Source organism: Thalassomonas actiniarum (assembly GCF_000948975.2).
GTDB lineage: Bacteria > Pseudomonadota > Gammaproteobacteria > Enterobacterales > Alteromonadaceae > Thalassomonas > Thalassomonas actiniarum.
The window spans coordinates 2,169,547-2,193,164 of sequence record NZ_CP059735.1; the positions used below are offsets into that span (position 1 = coordinate 2,169,547).

Here is a 23,618-nt window from a genome sequence, read left to right on the forward strand (position 1 = left end):
TTGAGGTAAAAGCTGAAGGTAATAGCTGAGGTAAAAGCTCAAGGCAATAGCTGAGGCAATAGCTGAAGCTTATGCCTGAAGGTAGCAACAGCGGTAAGCTAAAACGAGTAATGAGAATTTTATGTCAAAAGCACGCATCTTGATCGTTGATGATGAACGTTTAAACATCAACGTAATGATCAGCATATTATCCGAAGACTATGAGCTGGTGATCGCCAAAAGCGGTGAACAGGCGTTAAAGCGCGTGGCGGCTCAGGCCCCGGATCTTATTTTGCTGGATATCAGCATGCCGGACATGGATGGTTATACGGTATTTGAGCGCATCGGTGAGATGACGGGAGGCAAGCGCATTCCTATTATCTTTATTACCGCGATGCGTTCACCCGAAGAGGAAATCAAAGGTTTAAAAATGGGGGCGGTAGACTATATTACCAAACCTTTCACCCCCTCGATTGTTGAAGTGCGGGTGGCGAATCAAATTGAAGCCAAGCGCAACCGCGACGAGCTGGAGCGCTTGAACCGCACCGATGCTTTAACCGGTATCGCCAACCGCCGCCGTTTCGATGAATATATTATGTTGCAAAGGGAAAGCATAGTACGCTCTGAAGCCGCGCTTTCCATTATCATGATAGATATCGACCATTTTAAGCAATTTAACGACTGTTACGGCCACGGCGCCGGTGATGATTGTTTAAAAAGGGTGGCTACGGCGCTGGCGAGCAAGCTCGATCGCACCACAGATTTTATTGCCCGTTACGGCGGCGAGGAATTTGTGGTGATTTTACCGGCCACCGACAGCGAAGGGGCGGCGCAGTGCGCCGAGCGCTTATGTGAGGCGGTGGCAGAGCTGGAGATAGCGCATGATGAATCCGGTACCTGCGGCCATGTGACCGCAAGTTTTGGCGTGGCCACCTTGTTGCCGGAGCAGCGGGAAGTCTCGGTAGAAGATTTGCTGGAATGGGCGGACCAGGCGCTTTACCAGGCCAAGACATCGGGGCGCAACCAGTTTCATATTGCCCGCGGGGGTTAGCACAGCTTGGCAGCACTAAGCCGGCAGCCATAAAAGAAAAGCCCTTATGCCAATGCAAAGGGCTTTTTTGATCGTAACAGGTTCAGTTATTTGGTCAGCATATAAAGGTGGGTGTCTACACCGTCAAACATCACAGACATGCTCGATGGATCGGTGTTTTCCGGCGCACCTTCAAGGGTTAGAATGCCTTCATAACCGTAGACATCATTTCCCTGATCATCTTTATGACCATAGCGGCCATGGTAAATTTCGCTATTGCTGCCCTGTTTGAAGGCATAATATACGTAAGCTTCAAGTGCCAGCTGATATTGGTTGCTGTCATAGGTGATTGCCCAGCGGCCCCAGTCGGTATCTTGCGGAAAATCAATGATAGCAAACTTGGCGCGGGTAATGCCGTTGGCCTCTAATCTGTCGGTGCCTCTTTCCCAGATGAACTGGTGGATTTCCTGTTGGTTGTCAACTCCCTGCATATAAATGTGATAGTTGTTGGGCACGGGCAGGGCTTTACCGTTTACGCCGTTCACCTCTTCAAAGTTAGGGGTACTCAGCATGGAGATAGTGCTGGTGTCTACCTGGTTGCGGATATCTTCCTTGGTGCCATTTTTGATATCGTCGACAATATAGGTAATGGTCAATTCCGGGATAGAAGCATCGTATCGGTAAACGCCGCCAAGATGCAAAAACTGGTAAACTTTATCATCGCTGCCTTTTTTGAAAAAATACATCCGGCTTAATTTTCTGTCGTTGAGCATACCCCATCGCTGCCAGTCCGTATCGGCCGGTGCATCGAGGATCTCAATGGACTCACCCCCAAACCTGTAGATATTCTCTCCGAAAACTTTAGTTGCCTGATTAACCGAGGGCATAATTGTGTCCTTTTTCAAAAAGTTAGTGTTAATATTGTGCTTTAGCTTTTATAGTAGCCTGTAGAAGTTTCACGGGCAAGCTCGACATGGGGCAGTGCAGGGGCGGGCGGTCAAGCTGAGTGATTTAGCCGGTGGTTCAAGACTCTAACATGCTCTATTATAAGATGGTTTACGGGCATAATAATAAATCAAAGGAATACATTATGGCAACGCAAGAAAAAACTCCCTTATTTGGCCCTCTTGAAGGTTTGATCGGCACCTGGGTCGGCGCTAAGGGCTGGAGTGTTATCGCGGTACCTGCTCCCGGCTCTACTCCTGACGGCAGCGCTGACTTTAAATTGATTGTGCAAAATTATACCGAAACCTTAACCTTTAAGGCGGTTGACGATCCGGTGCGCAACCGCGGCGGTGCAGTGGAGCAAAACATCGGTGCGATAGAATATGAGCAGCGCATCCATGATTTTGATACCAAAGCGTTAATTCATGTTGAAAATGGCATGTTGATGTATTTGGGGGATGTTGCCTCAGAGTCGGGGGAGCCGGGCCCTAAGCCTATGTTCTCTATTGCCCGCAGTGCTACCGTGCCCCATGGCGATTCTGCCATGATATTAGGGGATGCTGTCGTCAAAGAGGGGGCCCCCGAAGTGCCCGACATCAGTTCATTGCCGTCTGAGGCTGATCAAGCAGGTATGCCGGAAGGTTTTCTAAAACAATATGAAAATGAGCAGGAGCGGCTGACGGTTTACGATATTGTGACCAAGCAGAACTCGAAGATTTTTAATGTTGCCAACCCCAATGATAACCTGAAAAGGGACAACAATGGCTTGGAAGTGGTGAGCACCACCCATATCAGCATGGATTCTGAAAACGGAGGCGGTATCAATAATATTCCGTTTATTGTCAAACATGCCAATGCCACCCGTTTCCAGTGCGACTTCTGGCTGCAAACCATTAAATTGCCGATGTCAGGGCAGACTTTTGAGGAGCTGCAATATTCGCAAAATGTTGATATTGAATTTCATAAAAGGTTCAGTGACAAATCCGGCTTGATCACCTGGCCGCATGTCACGGTGAATACCCTGACCAAGCAATAGTAAAACCTTGATAAAGGCACTGGCTTTTATGTCTCTATTTTCCGGGTGGTAAGTGGTGTCGCCCGGTTATCTTATCGATGCATAGATATTTGCCATCGCTTTATCGTCAATAAACGGGTTTCGGTTCCCTTGCAGGGCGTGTATTTTTTCATTACGCCACTTCTCTTCCATGCTAACCGGATATTGGTTCGCCCATTTTACCATCAAAGACAGCATGCCCTGATCCGGCAATCGGTACTTCCACAGCATATATAATATGCTGCGGGCTATTTCCCCCTTAGCATAATCTCTTGGCTCTATACCTGAGCCGTGAGCCGAAGCGCCGTTTGCCGCTTCATCGGCTAAGCGTTTTTCAAAATCACATTTATCTTCGACAAAGAGCATGTTTTCACCGGGCAGTTCGACAAAAGGTAATTGCCCCCGCACCTGGTGATAACGGACCAGGGCTGGCCAGAGATTATGTAAGTCTGCCAAGGCATAGCGGTACTGGATCTGGTTGCAATGCTCATGCTTGTCGCATCCGTAAGCCTGTGCCAGCCAGCTGGCCGGATAGAGCCGGGTAATGGTGACTTTATCTTGAGGAGGTTGGTTCACGGCGCAATACAGGGTGTGGTAGCTGCGGTTATATAATTGCGGCCAAAAAAGTTCGTTTACCCTCTTTTGTGGGTTGCTGTCGTTAGCGTTATTGGCAAGTAGCAATGCTGGTGTTGCCAGTAACACTATCAATAAAGTGAAGTATCTCATTAGGCTTCTATTGCAGTCGTTCAAAATCGGGAAAGGCTATCAGAAAAGAGATCTTAAGGAGTGAGGGTTAAAAAGGAAAGTCTTTGTTTAGCAAGATGGCGGCTATTGCCAGGGAGGAACCCGGATATTTTTGTTTTGATGAAAAAATTTAACGCCCCGACAGTCGTTTTTTCGGGGGGCAGAGGGAGTGCTCGATAAAAAATAATCAATGTGGTTGTTTTTATTGCCAATAGTCGGACATTTTTTGATAGAAAAGCGACCGTTATTTAAGCAGTGTTTTTTAAGTTGTTGTTATTTAAGTGTAAATTTTACTTGTCGTAAATGTATCAAAAGTTAGTCGCTTATTTGCTAGATAGCGAGAATGAAAGCGCTATTATTTACTCAACTGAGCGTTAATGCCTGGTTAACTAAGAATAAAGTACTTTAAAATCAAAAGCTAATAAGGTGTGTGTCCACCTTTATTAATAATATGCCTGATAAGGGCGTAAATAAAGACTATAAGGAAGTTCTAAGATGAGTAACTCTATTTTTCAGCCTAAAGTGCTGGCAGTTTGTTTAAGTGCACTGATTTCACAAGCGGCGATTGCAGCAGATGCTGCGGTAACGCAACCGACCAAACTGGGCGATTCGTCCATCCAGGTGATCGGCGGTGATGATACCTTTGCCCGTGACTGGATGGTATCTATCGGCTGGAGCTTTTATGATCACTGGTGTGGTGGCAGCCTGATTGATTCACAATGGGTCATGACCGCGGCGCACTGTGTTGACGGCGGAAAAACACCGGGTCAGTTCACCCTGCAAATCGGTGCCCGCGATACCAGCAACAGCAATGACGGTGTCACCGTAGGCGCTTCTGAAATTCATATTCACCCAAGCTGGAGCAGCAATGCCATAGTTAACGACATTGCCTTGATTAAGCTTGATACTCCGGTGAACAACAACACTATCGGCTTTACTACCGGCTCTACCGGCGATATTGCCACCTTAATCGGTTGGGGTGATACCAGCCATGGTAACGGCCAGTATCCGGATATTCTGCAAGCGGTTGAACTGCCTGTGATTTCACCTAGCACTTGTGACAGCATCTGGGGTCAGTACGGCGTAAATATTCCTTCTACCCAGCTTTGTGCCAGCACAAACACCGAAAGCTCATGTAGCGGCGACAGCGGCGGCCCGCTTTTTGTTAACGAAAACGGCCAGGACAAGCAAATTGGTGTAGTCAGTTACGGTTATACCGCTTCATGTACCAGCAGCGTAGCGCCCAGCGTATTTACCCGTGTTTCCAGCTATACCGACTGGATTGACAGTGTAATGAATGACGGCGGCGTGGTTACGCCGGGTGATAGCCTGGAAGAAACCAATATTAATATCCGTCGCCGGGCAACCAATACTTATACCGTGGAAATCCCGGCAGGTACTTCAAGCTTAACGGTCAATACCAGTGGTGGTACCGGTGATGCCGACCTGTCTGTAGGTCATGCTTCATCCTCTTCGTTTGCCTGTACTTCTGAAGGAAGCAGCAACACGGAATCTTGTACCATATCCAACCCGGCAGCGGGTACCTGGAACATTGAAGTTTACGCTTACAGCCGGGTACGTGGTTTAACCTTAACCGCTAACTGGAATTAAGATAAGGTTAGTTGTACGAAAGCTAATGACTTTCTTTGTGGTTCCACCTTGGCGGAACCACACTGCGACTTTCTCCCTAGTTTAAGTCGCAGTCAGGCCGCCGTAACAGGCGGCCTTTTTTTGCTAACGAGTTTTGGCTTTTAGCTGAGGATAAACCGAGGCAAGTGCCTGATAAGCGGAGCAGGGGAATCGACCCCCGCTTTGCCGATGTTAAGCTAAAGTTCGAGGTTGGCGATGATCTTGTCCAGACCTCGTTTCGACAGTTTTACCGCTTCCAGCGGCGTTAATCCGTCGGGGTATTCTTCCTGCTCGACGATAAACCACTGTGTGCCGCCATGGGCAATATCGGCTTTAATGACACTGGCCCAGTCGGTGACATCGTCGCCGATAATGGCGCGCTTGCCTTTGATTTCCTGCTCCGGCAGTTTAGCTTTAAAATGTGTGGTTAAGGTACGGCCGGGGTAGCGTTTAATGTAGGTGAGCGGGTTGTGCTCGGCATAGGTTACCCAGCCGACATCCATTTGCAAAACAAAGTCTTGCGCTGTGGTGCGGGCGATATGATCCCAGAAGGTGGCATTGCCGTAGGCATTAAATTCTTCATCATGGTTGTGGTAGCCAAATTTAAAACCTTCGCGGGTCAGTTGTGCTGCCAGTTGATTCAGATCTGTCACCAGGGCCTGTATTTTATGCTTGTCCCAGGCCCGGTCATCCCAGGGCACAATCAGGGTGTCAATACCGGCATCGCGAAAAAAGGCCACCGAGCGATTGAAATTTTCTTCGTTAAAGTCTTTAAAGCGGATATGGGCGGCACTGCCGGTTAAGCCCAGGCTGTTTAAAAAGTTTTTCAGGCCTTTGCCGTTATTTTTATAAGGGCCGTAATCGCCGGCAAACTCGACCCCTTTAAAGCCCATATTGGCAACCTGAGTTAAGGTGCCTTTAAAATCTTGTTTGACATCGTCTTTTATTGACCAAAGCTGGAGGCCTATTTTAGGCATGGTACCGGTTTCCTGTGTGTTTGCTTGCACCTTATTGTTTGCTGTAGCTGACGGGGTTAATGCGCAGGATGCCAGGCCGGTAGCCAGGGCAAACAGCATGATTATCTTGATTACTTTCATTTTTTTCCTTGTTGTGCTTTGCTGCTTATTTGTTAAGAGAGGGCATAAAACCCCGTTAAATACGTTTGGCCTGCAGCTCTTTACTGGCGTAGTCAACGGCGCGTGCGGTTAATGCCATAAAGGTCAGGCTGGGGTTTTGTACGGCACTGGAGCAAAAACTGGCGCCGTCGGTTACAAACAGGTTGGGTATATCATGGCTTTGGTTATAACCATTAAGTACCGAGGTTTTCGGATCCCGTCCCATGCGCGCCGTGCCTAATTCATGAATGGCCAGCCCCGGCGGTTCATGGCTGACATAAGGTTTGATGTCGTAAACACCGGCGGCGGCCAGCATTTTTTCTGCCTGTTCGGCGGCATCAGACATCATGTCTTTTTCATTTTGGGAAAAGCGGCAGTCGAACTCCAGCTGCGGCATGCCCCATTTGTCTTTTAAGGTCGGGTGTAAAGCCACCTGGTTTTCAAAGCGCGGCAGCATTTCGCCCTGGGCGTGCAGGCCAAACTTCCAGCGGCCGGCGTGTTGCAGCTTGTTTTTAAAATCAACCCCGATCCCGTTCTGGTGCTGCAAACTTTGCCAGTTTTCACGATAGGCACCGCCTGCCAGGGCATAACCCCTTAAAAACTTACGCTTATTATCCGGCCGGTAATAGAAGTTAGGCATAAGCAAGCCGGAGGGGCGCCTGCCGGAGTAATATTCGTCTTCAAAACCTTCGATAAAGCCGGTGGCCCCGGCATTATAGTTATGATCCATCAGGTAGTGGCCTACCATCCCCGAACTGTTGGCAATGCCGTTGGGGAATTTCTTTGATTTTGAATTTAACAGGATCTGGGTCGAGCCTAAGGTGGAAGCACAAACAAAGACGATGTTGGCAAAATATTCCCGCTCGCTTAAATCGTCGTTATCTATCACCCTAACGCCCTTGACCCGGTTGCTGGCTTCATCATAAATCAGGCTGTGTACCACGCTGTTGGGGGCGATATGTAAGTTACCGGTGGCCGCGGCCGCGGGCAGGGTAGAGCTTTGGCTTGAAAAATAGGCACCAAAAGAACAGCCTGCCTGGCATTCGTTGCGTGCCTGGCATTGCACCCGTCCCTGGGAGATATGCAGTTGGCTTGGCCGGGTCAGGTGTGCGGCCCTGCCCATGATCAAAGGCCGCTCGGGATAGGCTTTTGCCAGTTGCTGTTGGATGTGTTTTTCCGGCGCGGTCATTTCAAACGGCGGTAAAAATTCGCTGTCGGGTAAATTGGGCAAGTTTTCTTTTGAGCCGCTGATCCCGGCATGCAGCTCGACATGGGAGTACCATTTGGCCAGGTCCTTATAGCGAATCGGCCAGTCGTTGCCGTAACCGTCCTGTTTGTTGGCGAGAAAGTCGTATTCGCCCCAGCGGTAAGACTGGCGGTGCCATAATAACGACTTGCCGCCTAACTGGTTTGCCCGGATCCAGCTAAATTCTGTGCCCGGCTTAGTGGTGTAGGGTAAGTCTTTGTCGTTGCCAAAAAAGTGCTTGGTGCGATCGTTAAAGGCATAACATTGCTGCTGTATTTTATATTGCTCCTGCACCAGCAGGTTGTCCACCCGGGTGCGGTGCTCGTATTCCCACGGCGCCTTGTTCTCACCCTGATAGTCTTTGCCGTGTTCAACAACGCGGCCACGTTCTATCATCAGGGTTTTATGGCCGCGCTCGCATAATTCTTTCGCGGCCCAGCCGCCACTGACTCCTGAGCCGATAACGATGGCATCAAAAACTTCACTCGACTGGTTTATATATAATTTATCGTTCATTGTTAGTAACCTAGTCCTAATGAGCCCCAGCTTTTATCGCTCGGTTTATAAGGGATTGAGCCTTTAAAGCCGCCGGGAATGGCCTGATAACGCAGCTCCTGGCTTGCGCCTGCTTCTGAGGTATAAAAGCCAAAACAAATCAAGCTCTTGAGGCTTTTAAATTGTGTTTGTTGTGCTGTGGTAAATGCTTGTTGCGCCGAGTCGAGATCGGTTAAAAGCTGAAATTGCTGTGTTGGCGTAAGTTGCACAAATGTACCGGAGTAGCGCTTTATTGCCTGTTGCTCAATCAGGGCAAGGGTTGCCAAGGCTTCCTGCTGTTTTTCTTTTCCGTAACAATGATAGAGCTGATTATCAATAAAGCCGTGGGTGTCGACATCTGCTGCGCTCGGGGTTTGTGTTCTCGGGATTACGGTGGCGCAAACCTGCTTGAGGCAGTTTAGTTCGGCCCGGGTAAAGACTTTTCCGTCTTGGGTGATGTTCCCTGGCGCAGGAGAATAAGCCATTGCCACAGAAATGGCATTAGGTGTCAGTAAGGATGTTGCGGCAGCGGTGCCGATTATTTTACTTAGATCGCTTAAAAACTCACGTCTGGATCTGGTTTTTTTCATTATCTACCTTCCTGTTAACTTAAATCGTTTCCATGCCTGTGTTGCCTGTCCAGCAAAAGCACTATAGTGCACCAGGAATTAACGGCCACAGCCTGGTTTTCAAACTAACTTGCCTAATCCTAAATTGCCGGCAGGCCCCTGTGTTAGGACATAATCGGTTTGTTATAAGACAAAATCGGCGCTAAATTTCAGTTGTTTTTTTATCTTGTTGATTTTTAGCTATTATTTTTGTTTGAAATCGTTAGTATAAAGTATACTAAATTGTGGGCGAATAAATAAACGGCTAAATCTGCCGATAACCAGCGTAAAGTTTCTGGGCTTGGTTTGAGCTTGCTGTGTTTATTTACCCGGGAAAGGACTGCTCTTTGACCGCTATCAAGGTTTGCAGGTGGCGAGTGGAATATAATGATGATTGAATAGTCGCTACGCTAAAGTATGGTCACAAATGAAGAAGAAAAGTATATTGCAGAAGGTGTCAGTGTTTTTGGGGATCACCAGCTTTATCGGGGCCTTTGTCAGCCTGATTTGGCTGTTGCTGACGAAAGAGGGAGGCTCTCAGGAATATGTTGCCAGTATGGCCGCCTTATCTTTTGTTTGTTTTGCCGGCGGCGTGGTGTTTATGACCATGGGCACGGCGAATCTGCCTAATTTAACCCCGGGTGAGTAAAGCTGTAACAGGGCAAAGAGACTTGCTTGGTGCATTCTCCTTAACCGCTTGTTGATTATAAAAATGCAACCTGGTGTGGCAACAACCCGGGCAACACTTATGTGAGCAGTCCGGCTGCTCAAGACGGCTATTGCCGCTGGTCCAGCCCGGTCAGAACTAAACCTGCGGCCTATTGTTTCGTGTTAACCTGTGTCAATTCAGCAGGGTAGCAGCAGGGCAGGAAACCTCAGTGAGCATTTTTGGCTCAGCATACGAATAAACGACGATTTTATTAAAGGGGAATGTTTCTCCCTGGCAGTTAACTTGTTCAGCCCCCTTTCATTGATATTCTACAGTAGAGGCTTCTTTGCAAGCTGTTGTGCTGTTTACTTCTTGCTGATTTATCACCTTTGCTATCTTTTGAATGGGCGGTCTTTACCCTCTGGCGGGTAGAGGCCGATAAAGGGGATTGCCAATATCTTGATTTATTTTATCATCTATATTTTATGAAACCTGTGGTGCTGTTGCTAAAACCTTTCATCAATCATTAAGTAAATTATGAGAGCGATAAGTGGATTTTTTAATACATAATGTGATTATTCCAATGTTCCTGATCGGCAGTGCCCTGTCAAAACTTGATGGTTTTATAGGAGATGCAGGCGCGAAAATAATCTATTCGGCAATAGAGAAAACGGTCGACAGTCCGGAAAAGTCAAAAATAGATAAGGTAGTAGGGGATTGTTTTGACAGCTGTTTTGGCAGCAATAAAGGCGCGTTTGGCTTTATCCTTCATGTTTTTCTTATTACGCAGGTATGTTTTCTCAGTTTGCTCTCTATTTATACTTACAATAATAAAGGCTTATTCGAGCAGTTTGCTTCGGTGGGGTTTTTAAGGCAATTTCTTTTTCAGGGCTTTTTGGTTGTTTATATCATTAATTTTTTAATGTATTCGTATTATCCCCGTTTGAAAAACAAGCTCGATACCGCCAATGCAACAAGCACGGGCTATTTGTTATTTCAGATGTTTTTGCTAAATGCGGCATTGTTTATTCTGCTGACGGTTTTTATCCATGTCGTTTTTTACTACCTGGGCTGGAGTGGCCATACCAGCCTGGTTTCAATCATTCACTCGGTGAGGAACGTGTTACTGCCGGCGATAAGTTTTAACAGTTTATCCGGGGTTTATTTATATTCCCTGATGGTGAGCATATTCCCGTTTTTCCTGATTATTTTTATCAGGTTACTGATCTCCAGCGAAAGCTTTTCTGCAAGGGTAATGACATACCTTAACTGGCTGAATTTTAAAACGAACCCGGTAAGAGCCATTACGCTGCTTTTTACCGTGTTTGTTGGTATTTTTTGCCTGTTTTTGTCGTTAATGTTGTTGGTTTTTAATAGCAATTAAATAAACCGGTAGCTGATTTATCACTAAGTAACGTATATTTTTCGGGAGGATTGCCATCCGTCGTATTTTTACGACTGTCCGGCTGAAAAGCACTTGCCGCCCTTGCCCTCTTTGTTCAACAATTTTTCACCACAAATAAAGGCTAGTTAATAAATACGCTAAAAGTTTTAAAGCTAAGCATATCAACAGGGGACGAGCATGTGCGATGAACTGACAGAAAAAGAGACCGAACAATTCCTTTTAAATGGTGGAAAAATAAACCGCCGCGATTTTAGTAAAATGACTGCAGCGGCGATAATGACGGCCATGTTACCTAAACTAGCCTTTGCCGAGACTGTGACAGAGTCCACTGTGGAAATTGCCACGCCGGATGGTGTTTCTGATTGCTATTTTGTCCGCCCCTCTCGTGGTAAACATCCGGGGGTTGTCATGTGGCCAGATATTAAGGGTTTGAGGCCTGTCTATAAAGCCATGGGCAAACGACTGGCCGAAGCCGGTTATTCAGTTTTGGTGATAAATCACTATTACCGGGATGCTAAAGCGCCGGTGGTGGCGCCGGATGCAAGTTTTGGTGATCCCGAGACCATGAAGTTTTTAAGGGGCCTGGCAAGTAAGCTTACCCCTGATGCCATTACCTCTGATGCCAAGGCCTATGTCAGCTTTCTTGATGCTCAGGCCAGCGTCGACCGGGAGCGAAAAATAGGCACTATGGGCTATTGCATGGGCGGTGGTGATAGCATGAGGACGGCGGCTGCCGTGCCAAATCGTATTGGGGCTGCGGCCTCATTTCATGGCGGGGAATTAGAGATTTCAGATGGCCCTGACAGCACACATCTGCTTATCCCCAAATCACCGGCACATGTGCTTCATGCCATTGCTGAAAATGATGATAAAAGATCGCCTGAAACCAAAAATATTTTAACCGCTGCTTATAAGGCCGCAGGTGTACCTGCCGAAATTGAGGTTTATGAAGGTACCCTGCATGGCTGGTGCACACTGGATTTTGCTGGCTATAACGAAAAACAAGCGGAAAAAGCCTGGGGCCGTCTTTTGCATTTGTTTAAAGTTGCCTTAGCTTAATGCTTTGCAGAAGTGACGGATGGGGCTGAATTGGTTAAGGGAAAACCCTGTCATTTTGGGGGAACCGGTGGCTGTTTAATTTCCAGCTTTCAGTTAACAAAAAGCTGACCCTGATGGCTTCCTAGGTAACCGATAGAGGCAGCTCTTGTTTGCAATAATTAACTGCTGCGCAAATAACAAGGCGCAGCAGCTGCTTTCTCCACTAAGCTTTCGCTGCCGGTTCGGGGCTAGCCGGGGTTGGCGTTATCACCAGTTCATCTTGGTTGGCGGTAACCGTGACTTTTTGCCCTACGGCAAAACCGGCCTGCGTGAGCCACTTGCCTCTTAAGACAATATAAGGCTCTAAGGTTACCGGCACATAATTAAGGCCCACCCCGCGGGTTTTGGCGGCGTTCTCACAGATGGTTTCCAATACCGTAAGTTGGCGGCTTGCGGGATATTTTACTTTTGCCGGGCGAGGCTCTGACGTATGATTAGATTCAGCCATGGCGGACTCCTGTTTAGTTCGTTGTGGTTAGCAATCTCTGAGTGTTACAGCACTCAGGGGTTGCGGTTGTTGCTTCGCATAGTATTGCGGTGTGCTTTGAATATACTGGGGTGGGGCGCTCCTTTGTTGCTTAGAGGCATCTTTAAGGAAAGACTGATTTGCTGGATAAAGCAACAGTGGTTGGGGTGTTTATTAGATTAATAACTGCAATAAACGGGGGTTGATATTCTATTTGTTTGTTGATGGCTGAGCCTGTTAAGTACGGGATTTTAGGTTCCCCTCTACGTGTCAGCCAAGATCCGGACTTGTTCTTAACAATCATTAGTTCTGCTTCAAAGCCTGTCTGGCGGCTTTATTTAAGCGGCTTATAGTGACGGTAAAAACCCAGCGGATAAACTTTTCAGTAAACTCTATGGTGATATGGGCGCCTCGGCCTGCAAACACCAGCATATGTCCGAGTAAACCTTTGACTTGCTCCTTAAGCTTGTCGGCCACTTTCACTATATCTACCAAGGTTCTGGCCATAATGTCGTATACCGTACCTATTGCCGTCCCGGCCACCTGTAAACTCGCGATAATCGCTGCAGCGCCGCCGTCTATCAGTACTGTCATTAAGGCTGCGGCAATTTTATCGGCCCAATGGGTTGAGTAAGTGGTTTGTATGCGATTTTGATAATTTAGTACCACCCGCTGGCTTAGGGATGTTGCCGCCTGCTGGTATAAATTTTCCCAGTCACTGTGATCTGCCGTATTGGTATAGCCTGGACCAGCTCTCAATGAGTGAGCGTTATGGTCCATGCCCTGGGCACGCGATAGCAAATACTCGTTGCCATTTAATGGGGCATGATAAAACGGCCAAACCGGCACTTTTGGCACAGGATCGGCACCATGAACACAACGGAACATTTTATCCACCCGGGCACTGGAACTATTGGCAAAGTCTTTTTTACCCACACGCGGTGCACCAAAGGTATATAAATAGACCGTTTTATCAAACTCTGTTTTGATCCAGTCGGCGGTTAGGGCTGCCAGGGCGCCGCCGAGACTATGGCCTACACAATGTATGATCCCTTGTTTTCTCCGGTTTTCGGTCTGATTTAGATAGGAGTATAATCCGGGACGCATTGAAGCAAAGCAGCTTTGAAAGCCGGTATGTACCGACTTTCCGGTGTCACTGTTGGTGCTGTGGCAGGTAACATCGGTAAGTGCATCGGCCAGAGTAGCGGTACCTCTGATGGCTATAACGTGATCTTGTGCATGCTGCTGGCTTTTTCCCTGACCAATCAAGGCAAAACCTGTTTCTTGCCGCCAAAAAAAGCCGCCGGAAGAACCTTTATATACGTGCTTGCTTAGATCAAAGGTGAAATGCTGCTTGGTTTCAGGTTCTAGCTTTAAGTTGTACGCTTTGGGCAGCGCTTCTCTTACTTCATATGAGACTAAGGCTAGGTTTGAAGCAACCCGTGGGGAGATAGCAGACATATTTCATCCTTAAAATATTTGATTAATCCGTTAGTGGTTATTTTATTTCTTCGTAAGAAGAAATAGGCTCATTATTATAATAGGTCGTTATCTTCTCCCCTTGCCAATGGCAAATTGAAATGACATTTTCCCGAGACATTCCACCATATTCCAGGGCATTAATGAGGTGCTGAACTTCTTTGTTCTGTAAATCGCACTCAAGTTGTAATAACAAGTCAGAAAGAGGTTTAATAGAGTTCCAACCTTTACTGGTAGACCATAGGTGATAGAGCTTTTCACCACGTTCGACATAAATAGCCTGCATCACTGGCATATTTTGCCCAAATATATCCCCTGGTTTGCGTGATTTAATCATCATGGGCTCGAATGAAAAACGACCATCATCATCTGTGGTTGTATACTCTAATTGTTCTTTTCCTTTTTTATAACCTTGATAAAGAAGACTACGTGCAACTTGCATTCCTACCACTGGTTCGCCGCCATCTGTTATACGGCCACGCACCTCAGGAGACATCTCTACTTTATAACTTTTTAATATGCCAAACATGGCTTGCACCTCCTGTGGTTTAATAAACAGTGCGAGTAAAAATATGGAAATAACACCGATAGCAATGCCTATACCCAGCGGAAATTTTCGGGAATTAAGCTTGTTTTTTGTTGAAGCCTCAGGCCTTTTAAATTTCATCATAAGAAGAAATAAGTTCATTGTTATAGTAGGTTGAAATTAACTCTCCCTGCCAGTGGCAGATTGAGCTGACTACCTGGGCCGGTACTCCGCCATAGTCGGTCGTGTTTATTTGGTGCTTAACTTTTTTATTTTGTAAATCACAATCAAGCTGCAACATTAAATCGGATAAGGGCTGAATAGAGTTCCAGGATCTACTGGTAGACCAAAGGGAGAATAGTTGTTCATCGCGTTCGACATAAACAGCTTGCAGAACCGGTATGTTTTGGCCAAATATGCCGCCTGGTTTTCGGGACTTCACCACCATTGGTTTGAATGAAAAGCGGCCATCGGTATCTGTTGTGGTATGTTCTAATTGCTCTTTGCCATTTTGATAGCCCCCATAGAGTAGGGAGCGCGCAACTTGCATTCCAACTACTGGTTCACCGCCATCAGTGATTCTGCCACGCACCTCCGGCGACATTTCTACCTGATAACGTTTAAATATACCAAACATGCCTCGCACCTCTTGTGGCTGGAAGAAGATCACGTATAAAAAGCAAGCACCTATAGCCACAGCAAGCTGACATTTTCGGGAATGAATTAAAGCATTAATCAGAGAGGTATGTTTTTTATGCTTAAAGAGTTTTAACAAAGAACATCCTCCATGATGCAGTTGTGTGTAAAACCATTGCTTATAAAGTAGACAGTTTATTGGTTTTATCAGTTTATTCAAGGTGTGGTTAAATGAACTAATTCAATGACTTTGTTAAAAGAGCTGAATAAGTAATAGGTATGGAAGGTATCTATATCATTTTGCTCGGATATGCCTTTGGAACTTGTAGTGCAAAAAACAAGACCCCGGCGGCATGCGGGTAACTTGTCATCCGCGACAATTAACTAAAGTGGATGACTATGAACCTCAAAAAACTTAAATAACTTTGATTTTAATATATTTTTATTTAATGAAATAATAAGTATTATACCTCCACTTACCTATGAAATTTAATTTATTAAGGAGAGCTTTTTGGACTCGACAAAGGAAGTTGTTATTCAAACTGTGCAGCTATCAACTATCTCTGACGTATTGGCAATAATTTTATCTATAGTTGCCCTTATGATTACATTTATTGGCTTTTTTGCTTCCCTTAAATTTTATAGGGAGGGTGTTCAGTTACAAAATGCTGCAAATGATGCTTTGGTAAAGTTACAAGAGAAAACTCAGAATATACAAGATCAAGTAGTTGGTATGTTTGATAAAACATTGGATGCGGCGATATCCAAGACTGATGAAATTGATAGTTCATTTGATTCTTTAGATAAACGTTTGAAAGAAACAAAAGAGTCTATTGTGCAAGATGCACTGTCAGAACTTAAAAGTGCAGGGACACTTACAGAAGAAAATATTGAGAGAATTGTTTCAGAGCAACTAACAAGTCTTGAAAATAAAATCTCTTCAACAAGAGAACTGGCTGAAAATTTGGTATCCGAACGTAAGCCAATAAGTATGTCAAACCCTTCTAGTGCAATATTGCATATTCTCAAGGAATCAGATAAACCTTTGCAACTTATGCAGATATCACAAAGGTTGGGGATAACTAGATACCGAGCAAAGCATTATATGAAGGATCTCATTAATACAAAGGTTGTTTCTACTGAAGTTGTTAATGAAATTACTTTTTATTCATTAGTTACACATGCAAGGCCAGCGGCATAAAACAGTTGTATATCTTAGTCTTTAAATGAAAGTAAGGCTTTGAAATTATTTAACATTTTAAGTTTTGTTTTTTATAAAGCAGTTCTTGTTATTTTGAATTTGTTGTATTTGTTTATTGCGCCATTGTTCTTCTTTAGTTGTAGGGAATTTCTTATTCCACTTCAGCATTAAAGGTCTTAAGCCGTGATCTGGTAAATTATATTTCCATATCATGTAAAGGATAGAGCGGGCGATTTTGCCTTTGGGGTAATCTCTTGGCCCTATTCCTTCAGTGTTTCCCTCAAAATCACATTTATCTTCCGGGAAGCGCATTACTTCCCCTGGGATTTCAATAAACGGTAACTTGCCCCTGCTGCTGTTATAACGGGAAAGGGCTGGTCAAAGGTTATGCAGGTCAGAACTTGCCTTTTTATAGGCTTCTTTATCGCAATTTTCGCGACTTTCACACCTATTGGCTTGTGCTATCCAATGCGACGGGTAAACATGTTCAACAGTGACTTTTGGGCCCGCTTCTTTGCTTGCGGCACAATAGAGCGTGTGATAGCTCTGGCTATATAATTTTGGCCAGAAAACTTCATCCCGGACACGTTCATATTCACTACACACTGACACTGACACTGACACTGACACTGACACTGACGGGGTCTTGTTTTTTGCACTGATGTTTACTCTTTTTATTCTTTATTTGCTTGAAAGAGTAAAAACTTATAACGTTTATATGAATAAAATACCCAAAAAAAGTTGCAGAAAAACAAAATGATAAACAAAGGATAAATTTGAAGCCAGCCAATGGTTAACGCAATACCCATAGTTCCAAGATAGGTAATAAGAAACAAGCTCGCATATTGCTTATCATATCTAAGCATTTTTGATTCAACATTTAGAGTAAAAGTAAATATAGCAAAAATCACTAATCCAATATTGACCCAGGGTTTGTCCAAAAACACTAACATACAACTGGCTTGAAAGGCGCTTATAGGTATTATAGCTAACTGTATAAAGTTATATGAATCTGCAGGGGGCGCATTTTTAAAAGGAGAATTTTTCATATTAATTTCATTCTGTCCGGCCAATAGACTTGACGGGGCCAGGTCTTGTTTTTTGCATAACTGAGGGCTATTAGTTGGTGGAATGTAATTGCTATAGAGGAGGCTAACCCCGGCAAGTAATACGCACTAAATTTAACGAGGCCAACCATTCAGGCAATTAGTAGGCATACCTAAATCCTGGATTTCCAGCTTGATATCCTCAACATAATCAGGTTCTCCAGTGCTGGCTTTATTTAGCCAGTACAGGGCTTTAACATTATCTTTATTACATGAATAATAGGTACCGAGCCAGATTAACCCGTCAACATCCCCTAATTGCGCTGATTTCTCAAAATAATTAAAAGCCTGTGTTGGATTGCGCCATTGCATAAGCCTACCAAGGTCGTGATAAACTTCGGGATCTTCGGTTTGCTTGACCACAAAAAGTAGTAACTCTGTGGCTTGTCTTAGGTTTATCTGTATTTTTCCTAATGAAGCCAAACTATATTGGTAATAGCCAATCTCAAGAGAGCGTGCAAGCTCTTTGATTTCTTCAATCGGTAGATGTTGGTAGTTCTGAACCTTTTCTTTAGCGAATGCCTGGAGCTCCTTTTCTGATTTTTTGATATCGCCAAAAATGAAAATTTCCTGATAGCTTCTCAGTTTTGCTATTTCGTCGAGATAAACCTTGTGGAGATCAGCATGAAAAAGTGCTAGCAGGCTGGGAATACAACCACCATTTTTTTCAATGAAGTCATTGGCAACCCCTTGGTTATTGAGGGTTAGCAGTTCTACATCACCAAATATGGTGACAAATTCGGTAAAGGTGATATTGGCTTGTTTTCTGAGGAGGAAGTCTATTTCGTTAACTTGCAGTTTGCTCAGGGCGTATTTTGTTTCGCATTTTTTATCTAATTGCTGGGTTATCTGTTGGTAAGTGTTTAAAGCCGCTATTGTTTCAGCGTAGGACTTTATTAAGGCATCATTCGCCAAGGCGGGTAGTGACAGTAAAGGCAGAGCAAGGGAAAATATTGTGGCTGATATTTTCATTTTGACTCCCCAAAGCGGGTACTTTTCGGGTACTAAAATCAAAAGCCCTTTATAACCTATTGATTATAAAGGGCATTATTTGGTGGAGCGGGGGGGAGTCGAACCCCCGTCCGAAAAGCCTACATCCTCGGTACTACATGCTTAGTCGATTATTTATTTAACCAATTAGACGCCAATCGACAGGCTTCGTCATGGTGAGCTCAATACTATTTCGCGGTTCAGCCTTGAGCAAGCTTCCCTCGCTAACCTACTTGGGGTGACCATCACATCTCAAAGCAATAGGTAAACTTACGAGAGGATGGCTAGCCTTAGGCGGCTAGTGCGAACGTTTCGTCGTTTGCAATTATAGTTTTGCGGCTTTTTACCAGGCCAACCGCCCCTGGGCATGCACCTTGGGTTTCGTGAATCTCGTCGAATCCTGAATCCGCCCCAAAGCATGGTAGTCGTTAAATGTTTGCTTTAAGAAAACCTTTAACTAAGACTATTTTAACTCTATTTTTAACGATTTACAACGCGAGTTAAAAATCGCCAATTTATGTTTGTTTACTGAACGTTTTGCGCTTGTTCTATGCTTTAGCCGGTAATAACGTTAGCGTTTGTCGTGTTTCATTAAACGTTCTTTGCTGCGTGCCCAGTCTCTGTCTTTAATGTCGGCGCGCTTATCGTGCAGTTTTTTACCGCGGCCAACGCAGAATTCCAGTTTTACCCAGCAGGCTTTCCAGTACATGGCAGTGGCGATAAGCGACATACCGTCGCGTTCTACCAATCCGGCCAGTTTGTCCAGCTGCTTGCGGTTTAACAGCAGTTTGCGATCACGTACCGGGTCGCAAACCACATGGGAAGAGGCGGCATTTAACGGCTGAATTTCTGCCCCCAGTAAATAGGCTTCGCCGTTTTTGATGAATACATAGCAGTCTGAGATATTGACCTTACCGGTACGGATGCTTTTTACTTCCCAGCCCTGCAGGCTCATACCCGCTTCGAACTTTTCGCCCAGGGTATATTCGTGACGCGCTTTTTTGTTCAGCGCTATGGTATTACTACCTTGTTTCGATGATTTTTTTTTCTTTGCCATAATGGCGGTCATTATACGGAGAATTTTGTGCTTTACTACCTGTTTTCCAAGATGCAAAAGGGAAAATTTGTAAAATAATTGAAACTTTGATGTCAAAGGTGAGCTTTTCCGTCAGCTTTGCTATTATAGCGCCATTGAAACAAGGGGGTGAAATGCCAGCAATAAGCCGTAGTGCCTTAGTGATGCACAGTGTTGAGGATATGTATAGCCTCATAAATGACGTTTTAGCGTACCCGGCATTTTTACCGGATTGCAGCGACAGTAAAATAATCTCGCAAGATGAGCATTCTATGACCGCTGCCTTACTGGTGTCCAAGGGCGGGATAAAGAAGTGGTTTACCACAAAAAATACCTTGGTAAATAACAAGCAGGTAGAATTAAACCTGGTGGACGGGCCTTTTAAAAAACTGGTGGGCAGCTGGCAGTTAACCGCGTTGTCGGATGAAGCCTGTAAGGTGAATTTAGAGCTTGAATATGAGTTTTCCAGTAAAATGTTTGATCTTGCTTTTGGCCGGGTGTTTAACCACCTGGTAAATAATATGGTGCAGGCGTTTACCAACCGGGCAAAAGAGGTGTACGGCAACAATGTCTGATAAAGATGTAGCAGCAACGAAATCTGAGGCTGATGAAGCAGCCTATGTCGAACAAATCCAGATTGAAGTGGTTTACGGTTTATCCCACAAGCAGGAATTGATCACTGTGATGGTGGATGAAGGCACTACGGTTGAGCAGGCGATTATCGCCTCCGGTATAACCGAGCTGTTTGACGATATCGAGCTGGGGAAAAATAAAGTCGGTATCTGGAACCGGGCGGCGAAATATACCGATGTGCTGGCGGATTTAGATCGCATTGAAATTTACCGTCCGCTGATTGCCGATCCGAAAGAGGTCCGCAAACGCCGCGCCGAAAAAGCGGTGGAAGAGGGGCGGGCCAATAAAATTACTGGTGGCAGACCGGTAAAACTTGGCGCTAAGGGCGACAAATAAACGCTAATGCTTTTTAACTAGCACGATGAAAGCGGGCCAGGTATGGTCCGCTTTTTTATATACAGGATGTATGGTATGCCGCGATTATATGGATGTGAAAGAGCGGCGGTTACAGGATGTATGGTATGCCGCGGTCACAAGGATGTGAAAGAGCGGCGGTTACAGGATGTATGGTATGCCGCGATCATATGGATGTGAAAGAGTGACGGTTACAGGATGTATGTCGCAGTCACAGGAATGTAATGAAGTGCCTCTGCCGTCATTTAAGCTCAATATAAGCTTCAATAATATTTAACCCTTTCAGACCTCCTTCATTTTAAACCCCTGCTATCTTCATTTTGTCTGTCGAACCTTTGCTTATTTTGGCGGCTGTGGTGTACCTTTAGGCTATAAATTATTGTTTTGGCTTTAAAATGGGGGATATCAGATGTATGAGCTTTTTATCAGTACCTTTGTGACTTTTTTTGTGGTGATCGACCCCTTAGGCATAGCCCCGGTATTTGCGGTGATGACCGACGGCGCCAGCAGTGCTTTTAAACGCAAAATGATCCTCAAGTCTGTGATCACCGGCACCATTATTCTGTTGCTCTTTGCTTTTGTCGGTAACGGCTTGTTAAAGGCCTTGGGTATTTCCATGATGGCGTTTAAAACCGCTGGCGGCATCTTGCTGTTTATGATCGCCCTGGAAATGGTGTTTGAAATGCGCACCGAACGCCGTGAGAAGAAAAGCGAGGCTTTCACCCATGAGCATGAGCAGGAAGCCGAGGCAGGGAAAACGGCAAAAACATCAGAGCCAGCGACCTTCCCGGATGAGGAATTTGACGATATTTCCATTTTTCCTATGGCCATTCCTTTTATTGCCGGGCCCGGCAGTATTGCCACGATTATGCTGTTAATGAGTCATTACCCCGGGCAGTTCGAGTTTCAGTCTGTGGTGATCGGCGCCATGCTGGTGGCCCTGATCTCTACTGTGGTGATTTTATTTGCCGCCAGTAAAATTATCGGCATGCTCGGGCAAACGGTGGCCAATGCCATTACCCGGATTTTAGGGGTATTGCTGGCGGCAATGGCTACCCAGTATATTTTTGATGGTATTCAGGGCACATTTTTCGCCGCCGGGCAGGTAAGTTAGGGTGATAACCGAGCAAATGAGATAAGTAACCCGGCAGGTGCGGCCAGTCGGCTTGCATTGTCAGGCAAAATCAGGGAATCTTGAGGTCTTTTTTGAACCTGAACATTTTTAACCTGTATTCGGCATTATTAAGCCGCTATATTTGCCGCTTTCCCGGTTCAGGTTAACGATTTTGCATGACAAGGTGGGTATGGAAGTAAAATTTGCCAACTATCGATTTTTACCTGAACAGCAGCTTTTATATAAGCATGATCAGCTGATCGCGCTCAAGTCTAACCAGGCGCGGTTACTGGACTTCTTTTTGTCCGATCCCCTAAGCATTCATAGCAAAGACGCCATTATGGATACCGTTTGGCAGGGGAAAGTAGTGTCCGAGCAGGTGGTTTTTCAAACCATCAGTCAGCTAAGGGCGATACTGGGAGATAAAGCCATTTTGACCTTCTCAAAAAAGGGTTATCAATGGCAATTACCTATTCTGGACGACAGTATTGAAGAGGATGTTGCTGAGGTTGAAGATACCGGGCTAAAAGACAGGGGAAAAGGCCATAAATTGGCTTTATTCTCTCTGGCAATCAGTTTATGCCTGTTGGCGGTTTTATTCTTTATGAATCCCAGACAAAGCACTGAAAACATAGAGGTATCTTTTCATGTGCTTTACAGTGAGGATAATACCCAAGCTTCAAGGGCGCAGTTTTACGACATTGCCAGCAATGCACTTGAACAAAACGGTGGTTTTTTATCTGAGCAAAGTGCATTGAATACTTCGGTCAGGCAGGCGTTTTCCGCACCTAAATTAATCTTGCAACAAGCGAACCTGGCCGCCGATAGTTGGCTGATTTGGGGAGATACTTACGCTTCGGAAAAAGGCATATTTGTTCACTTTGGTTTAGCCCGTGACAATACCCGTTGGCAGGGGTATCTGTTCGCCAGCGATCCCCGAGAGCTGACAGAAAAACTGGCACTTCGCCTGGAACAATTACAGGCGATGGGCTTGTTTTCTCAAGCTGATAACAAACTGGACATCACCAGCTTAATGTCGATGCAGCAAATAGCCCCCGATGATCCGGATTTACTGCTGTTGCTGGCCAGACACTATATTGGCGTGCAGCACCTGGATGTGGCGCTTACCTACCTGCAAAGGCTGACGGCACTGGACAGCTCGTATGCGTTTAGTCCCTACCGGGCAAATGCACAGTGGTTGACGGGGAAAATATATAAAATACGCAGCCAGCATCTGCAAGCGGCCAACAGTCTCGATACCATGTCGGCGATATTAGCCGAGACCCCGTTGTGGCCGCTGAATTTTCATAATATCCAAACCAAGGCCTGGCTCGCCTATGAGCAAACAGATTATGATGCCATGTTTAACATCTTGGAGCAGGGCATTGCTCTTGGCCGTAAACAGGCTGATCCGTTAACCCTGTTTGAATTACACATCATGTACTCTATCCTGGCGAAAAAGTCGGGTGATGATCATAAAAAATATCTCCACCTTAACGAGGCGCAGGCTTTATTGTTAAAGCACAAGCTTGATGATTCGAATTTAGCGGTGGTGTATTATCATTTCGCCTTGTTTACCGAAGATAATACCAAGGCCATTCCCTATCTGGAGCGGATATTAACCTTGCCTCGCAGCGCACAAAATTATTGGGTGCAAGATCATGCCTTTGAGATGCTTGTTAACCATCATATTGAGCAGCAAGACTTTGCTGCTGCCCATTCGCTGTTTACCGACCACGGCGAACGGCCTAAAACCTTAGTGTTAAAAGCCAAGGTTTTTCACGCACAGAAAAAGCCGGGTGAGGCAAAACCGATACTGGAGAAAGCCTTTGAATTGGCACGGTTAGCGTATGATATCGGCACCGGGATAGAGGCTGCGCTGATGTTATATCAAGCTTCCAGCGACCAGCCCAAACGACGTGCCGAATATCTGGCTTATTTAGAAAGCAATGCCAAAGCTGACTGGCTAAAACAGCATAATGCTATTTTAGCCAGCGAATAA

General features: G+C 45.4%; 24 protein-coding genes and 1 other RNA gene. 11 read left to right on the plus strand and 14 right to left on the minus strand.

Features of this window, described 5'->3' with window-relative positions; translation table 11 throughout:
• Positions 1-121 precede the first annotated feature (121 nt).
• Positions 122-1,030: a diguanylate cyclase gene (locus SG35_RS09355; RefSeq protein WP_044832428.1), complete on the plus strand. Its 909-nt coding sequence runs from the start codon at positions 122-124 to the stop codon at positions 1,028-1,030.
• A gap of 86 nt (positions 1,031-1,116) precedes the next feature.
• On the opposite strand, the gene SG35_RS09360 is transcribed toward SG35_RS09355, so the two are convergent.
• Positions 1,117-1,896 carry a hypothetical protein gene (locus SG35_RS09360; protein ID WP_044832429.1) on the minus strand — a complete coding sequence of 260 codons (780 nt, stop codon included), beginning with the start codon at positions 1,894-1,896 and terminating at the stop codon, positions 1,117-1,119.
• Positions 1,897-2,099: 203 nt separating this feature from the next.
• Between SG35_RS09360 and SG35_RS09365 the strand changes: the two genes are divergently transcribed.
• Entirely contained in the window at positions 2,100-2,990 is an 891-nt protein-coding gene (locus tag SG35_RS09365; protein ID WP_044832430.1) for a heme-binding protein, read from the plus strand.
• 66 nt (positions 2,991-3,056) lie between these two features.
• Here the strand turns inward: SG35_RS09365 and SG35_RS09370 are convergent, their stop codons facing one another.
• Positions 3,057-3,734 (minus strand): endonuclease, encoded by a 678-nt coding sequence (locus SG35_RS09370; RefSeq protein ID WP_084692691.1) that lies wholly within the window; start codon positions 3,732-3,734, stop codon positions 3,057-3,059.
• A 513-nt stretch (positions 3,735-4,247) separates the two neighbouring features.
• On the opposite strand from SG35_RS09370, the gene SG35_RS09375 reads away from it, so the two are divergent.
• Entirely contained in the window at positions 4,248-5,363 is a 1,116-nt protein-coding gene (locus SG35_RS09375) for a trypsin-like serine protease (protein ID WP_044832432.1), read from the plus strand.
• Between the two features lie 215 nt (positions 5,364-5,578).
• Here the strand turns inward: SG35_RS09375 and SG35_RS09380 are convergent, their stop codons facing one another.
• The 3 genes from SG35_RS09380 to SG35_RS09390 are packed head-to-tail and all read right to left on the minus strand — an operon-like array spanning position 5,579 to position 8,866.
• Entirely contained in the window at positions 5,579-6,478 is a 900-nt protein-coding gene (locus tag SG35_RS09380; RefSeq protein WP_236702575.1) for a sugar phosphate isomerase/epimerase family protein, read from the minus strand.
• 55 nt (positions 6,479-6,533) lie between these two features.
• Positions 6,534-8,258, minus strand: a complete 1,725-nt coding sequence (locus SG35_RS09385; RefSeq protein WP_044832433.1) for a GMC oxidoreductase — start codon at positions 8,256-8,258, stop codon at positions 6,534-6,536.
• Between the two features lie 2 nt (positions 8,259-8,260).
• Positions 8,261-8,866 (minus strand): gluconate 2-dehydrogenase subunit 3 family protein, encoded by a 606-nt coding sequence (locus tag SG35_RS09390; protein WP_053042975.1) that lies wholly within the window; start codon positions 8,864-8,866, stop codon positions 8,261-8,263.
• A gap of 445 nt (positions 8,867-9,311) precedes the next feature.
• On the opposite strand from SG35_RS09390, the gene SG35_RS09395 reads away from it, so the two are divergent.
• The 3 genes from SG35_RS09395 (at position 9,312) to SG35_RS09405 (ending at position 11,997) form a co-directional block, all read left to right on the plus strand.
• Positions 9,312-9,533, plus strand: coding sequence for a hypothetical protein (locus SG35_RS09395; protein WP_044832434.1), 222 nt, complete (start codon positions 9,312-9,314; stop codon positions 9,531-9,533).
• Between the two features lie 550 nt (positions 9,534-10,083).
• Complete coding sequence (locus tag SG35_RS09400) at positions 10,084-10,917, plus strand: hypothetical protein (RefSeq protein WP_152646584.1); 834 nt, start codon at positions 10,084-10,086, stop codon at positions 10,915-10,917.
• 198 nt (positions 10,918-11,115) lie between these two features.
• On the plus strand, positions 11,116-11,997 hold the full coding sequence (locus tag SG35_RS09405; RefSeq protein ID WP_044832436.1) for a dienelactone hydrolase family protein: 882 nt from the start codon (positions 11,116-11,118) through the stop codon (positions 11,995-11,997).
• A 202-nt stretch (positions 11,998-12,199) separates the two neighbouring features.
• Here the strand turns inward: SG35_RS09405 and SG35_RS09410 are convergent, their stop codons facing one another.
• The 4 genes from SG35_RS09410 to SG35_RS09425 form a co-directional block, all read right to left on the minus strand.
• Entirely contained in the window at positions 12,200-12,484 is a 285-nt protein-coding gene (locus SG35_RS09410) for a SymE family type I addiction module toxin (RefSeq protein ID WP_044832437.1), read from the minus strand.
• A 321-nt stretch (positions 12,485-12,805) separates the two neighbouring features.
• On the minus strand, positions 12,806-13,963 hold the full coding sequence (locus tag SG35_RS09415) for a lipase family protein (protein ID WP_044832438.1): 1,158 nt from the start codon (positions 13,961-13,963) through the stop codon (positions 12,806-12,808).
• A 37-nt stretch (positions 13,964-14,000) separates the two neighbouring features.
• Positions 14,001-14,651, minus strand: a complete 651-nt coding sequence (locus tag SG35_RS09420) for a DUF6795 domain-containing protein (RefSeq protein WP_152646585.1) — start codon at positions 14,649-14,651, stop codon at positions 14,001-14,003.
• Positions 14,638-15,282 (minus strand): DUF6795 domain-containing protein, encoded by a 645-nt coding sequence (locus tag SG35_RS09425; protein WP_152646586.1) that lies wholly within the window; start codon positions 15,280-15,282, stop codon positions 14,638-14,640. The genes SG35_RS09420 and SG35_RS09425 overlap by 14 nt, the downstream gene beginning before the upstream one ends.
• A gap of 372 nt (positions 15,283-15,654) precedes the next feature.
• On the opposite strand from SG35_RS09425, the gene SG35_RS09430 reads away from it, so the two are divergent.
• Positions 15,655-16,344, plus strand: coding sequence for a hypothetical protein (locus SG35_RS09430; protein ID WP_044832440.1), 690 nt, complete (start codon positions 15,655-15,657; stop codon positions 16,342-16,344).
• Between the two features lie 57 nt (positions 16,345-16,401).
• Here the strand turns inward: SG35_RS09430 and SG35_RS09435 are convergent, their stop codons facing one another.
• From SG35_RS09435 to smpB, 5 genes are all read right to left on the minus strand, one after another.
• Positions 16,402-16,656, minus strand: coding sequence for an endonuclease (locus SG35_RS09435; protein ID WP_053042977.1), 255 nt, complete (start codon positions 16,654-16,656; stop codon positions 16,402-16,404).
• 362 nt (positions 16,657-17,018) lie between these two features.
• On the minus strand, positions 17,019-17,393 hold the full coding sequence (locus SG35_RS09440; protein ID WP_152646587.1) for a hypothetical protein: 375 nt from the start codon (positions 17,391-17,393) through the stop codon (positions 17,019-17,021).
• A gap of 132 nt (positions 17,394-17,525) precedes the next feature.
• Positions 17,526-18,422 carry an SEL1-like repeat protein gene (locus SG35_RS09445; RefSeq protein WP_044832442.1) on the minus strand — a complete coding sequence of 299 codons (897 nt, stop codon included), beginning with the start codon at positions 18,420-18,422 and terminating at the stop codon, positions 17,526-17,528.
• Between the two features lie 80 nt (positions 18,423-18,502).
• Positions 18,503-18,853: a transfer-messenger RNA gene (gene ssrA / locus SG35_RS09450) on the minus strand.
• A 158-nt stretch (positions 18,854-19,011) separates the two neighbouring features.
• Entirely contained in the window at positions 19,012-19,497 is a 486-nt protein-coding gene (gene smpB / locus SG35_RS09455; RefSeq protein ID WP_044832565.1) for an SsrA-binding protein SmpB, read from the minus strand.
• 152 nt (positions 19,498-19,649) lie between these two features.
• Between smpB and SG35_RS09460 the strand changes: the two genes are divergently transcribed.
• The 4 genes from SG35_RS09460 to SG35_RS09475 all read left to right on the plus strand — a co-directional run bounded on the left by SG35_RS09460 (position 19,650) and on the right by SG35_RS09475 (position 23,618).
• Positions 19,650-20,090: a type II toxin-antitoxin system RatA family toxin gene (locus SG35_RS09460; RefSeq protein WP_044832566.1), complete on the plus strand. Its 441-nt coding sequence runs from the start codon at positions 19,650-19,652 to the stop codon at positions 20,088-20,090.
• Positions 20,083-20,484, plus strand: a complete 402-nt coding sequence (locus tag SG35_RS09465) for an RnfH family protein (RefSeq protein ID WP_044832443.1) — start codon at positions 20,083-20,085, stop codon at positions 20,482-20,484. The genes SG35_RS09460 and SG35_RS09465 overlap by 8 nt, the downstream gene beginning before the upstream one ends.
• Positions 20,485-20,911: 427 nt before the next feature.
• On the plus strand, positions 20,912-21,616 hold the full coding sequence (locus SG35_RS09470; RefSeq protein ID WP_044832444.1) for a MarC family protein: 705 nt from the start codon (positions 20,912-20,914) through the stop codon (positions 21,614-21,616).
• A 190-nt stretch (positions 21,617-21,806) separates the two neighbouring features.
• On the plus strand, positions 21,807-23,618 hold the full coding sequence (locus SG35_RS09475; RefSeq protein ID WP_053042978.1) for a winged helix-turn-helix domain-containing protein: 1,812 nt from the start codon (positions 21,807-21,809) through the stop codon (positions 23,616-23,618).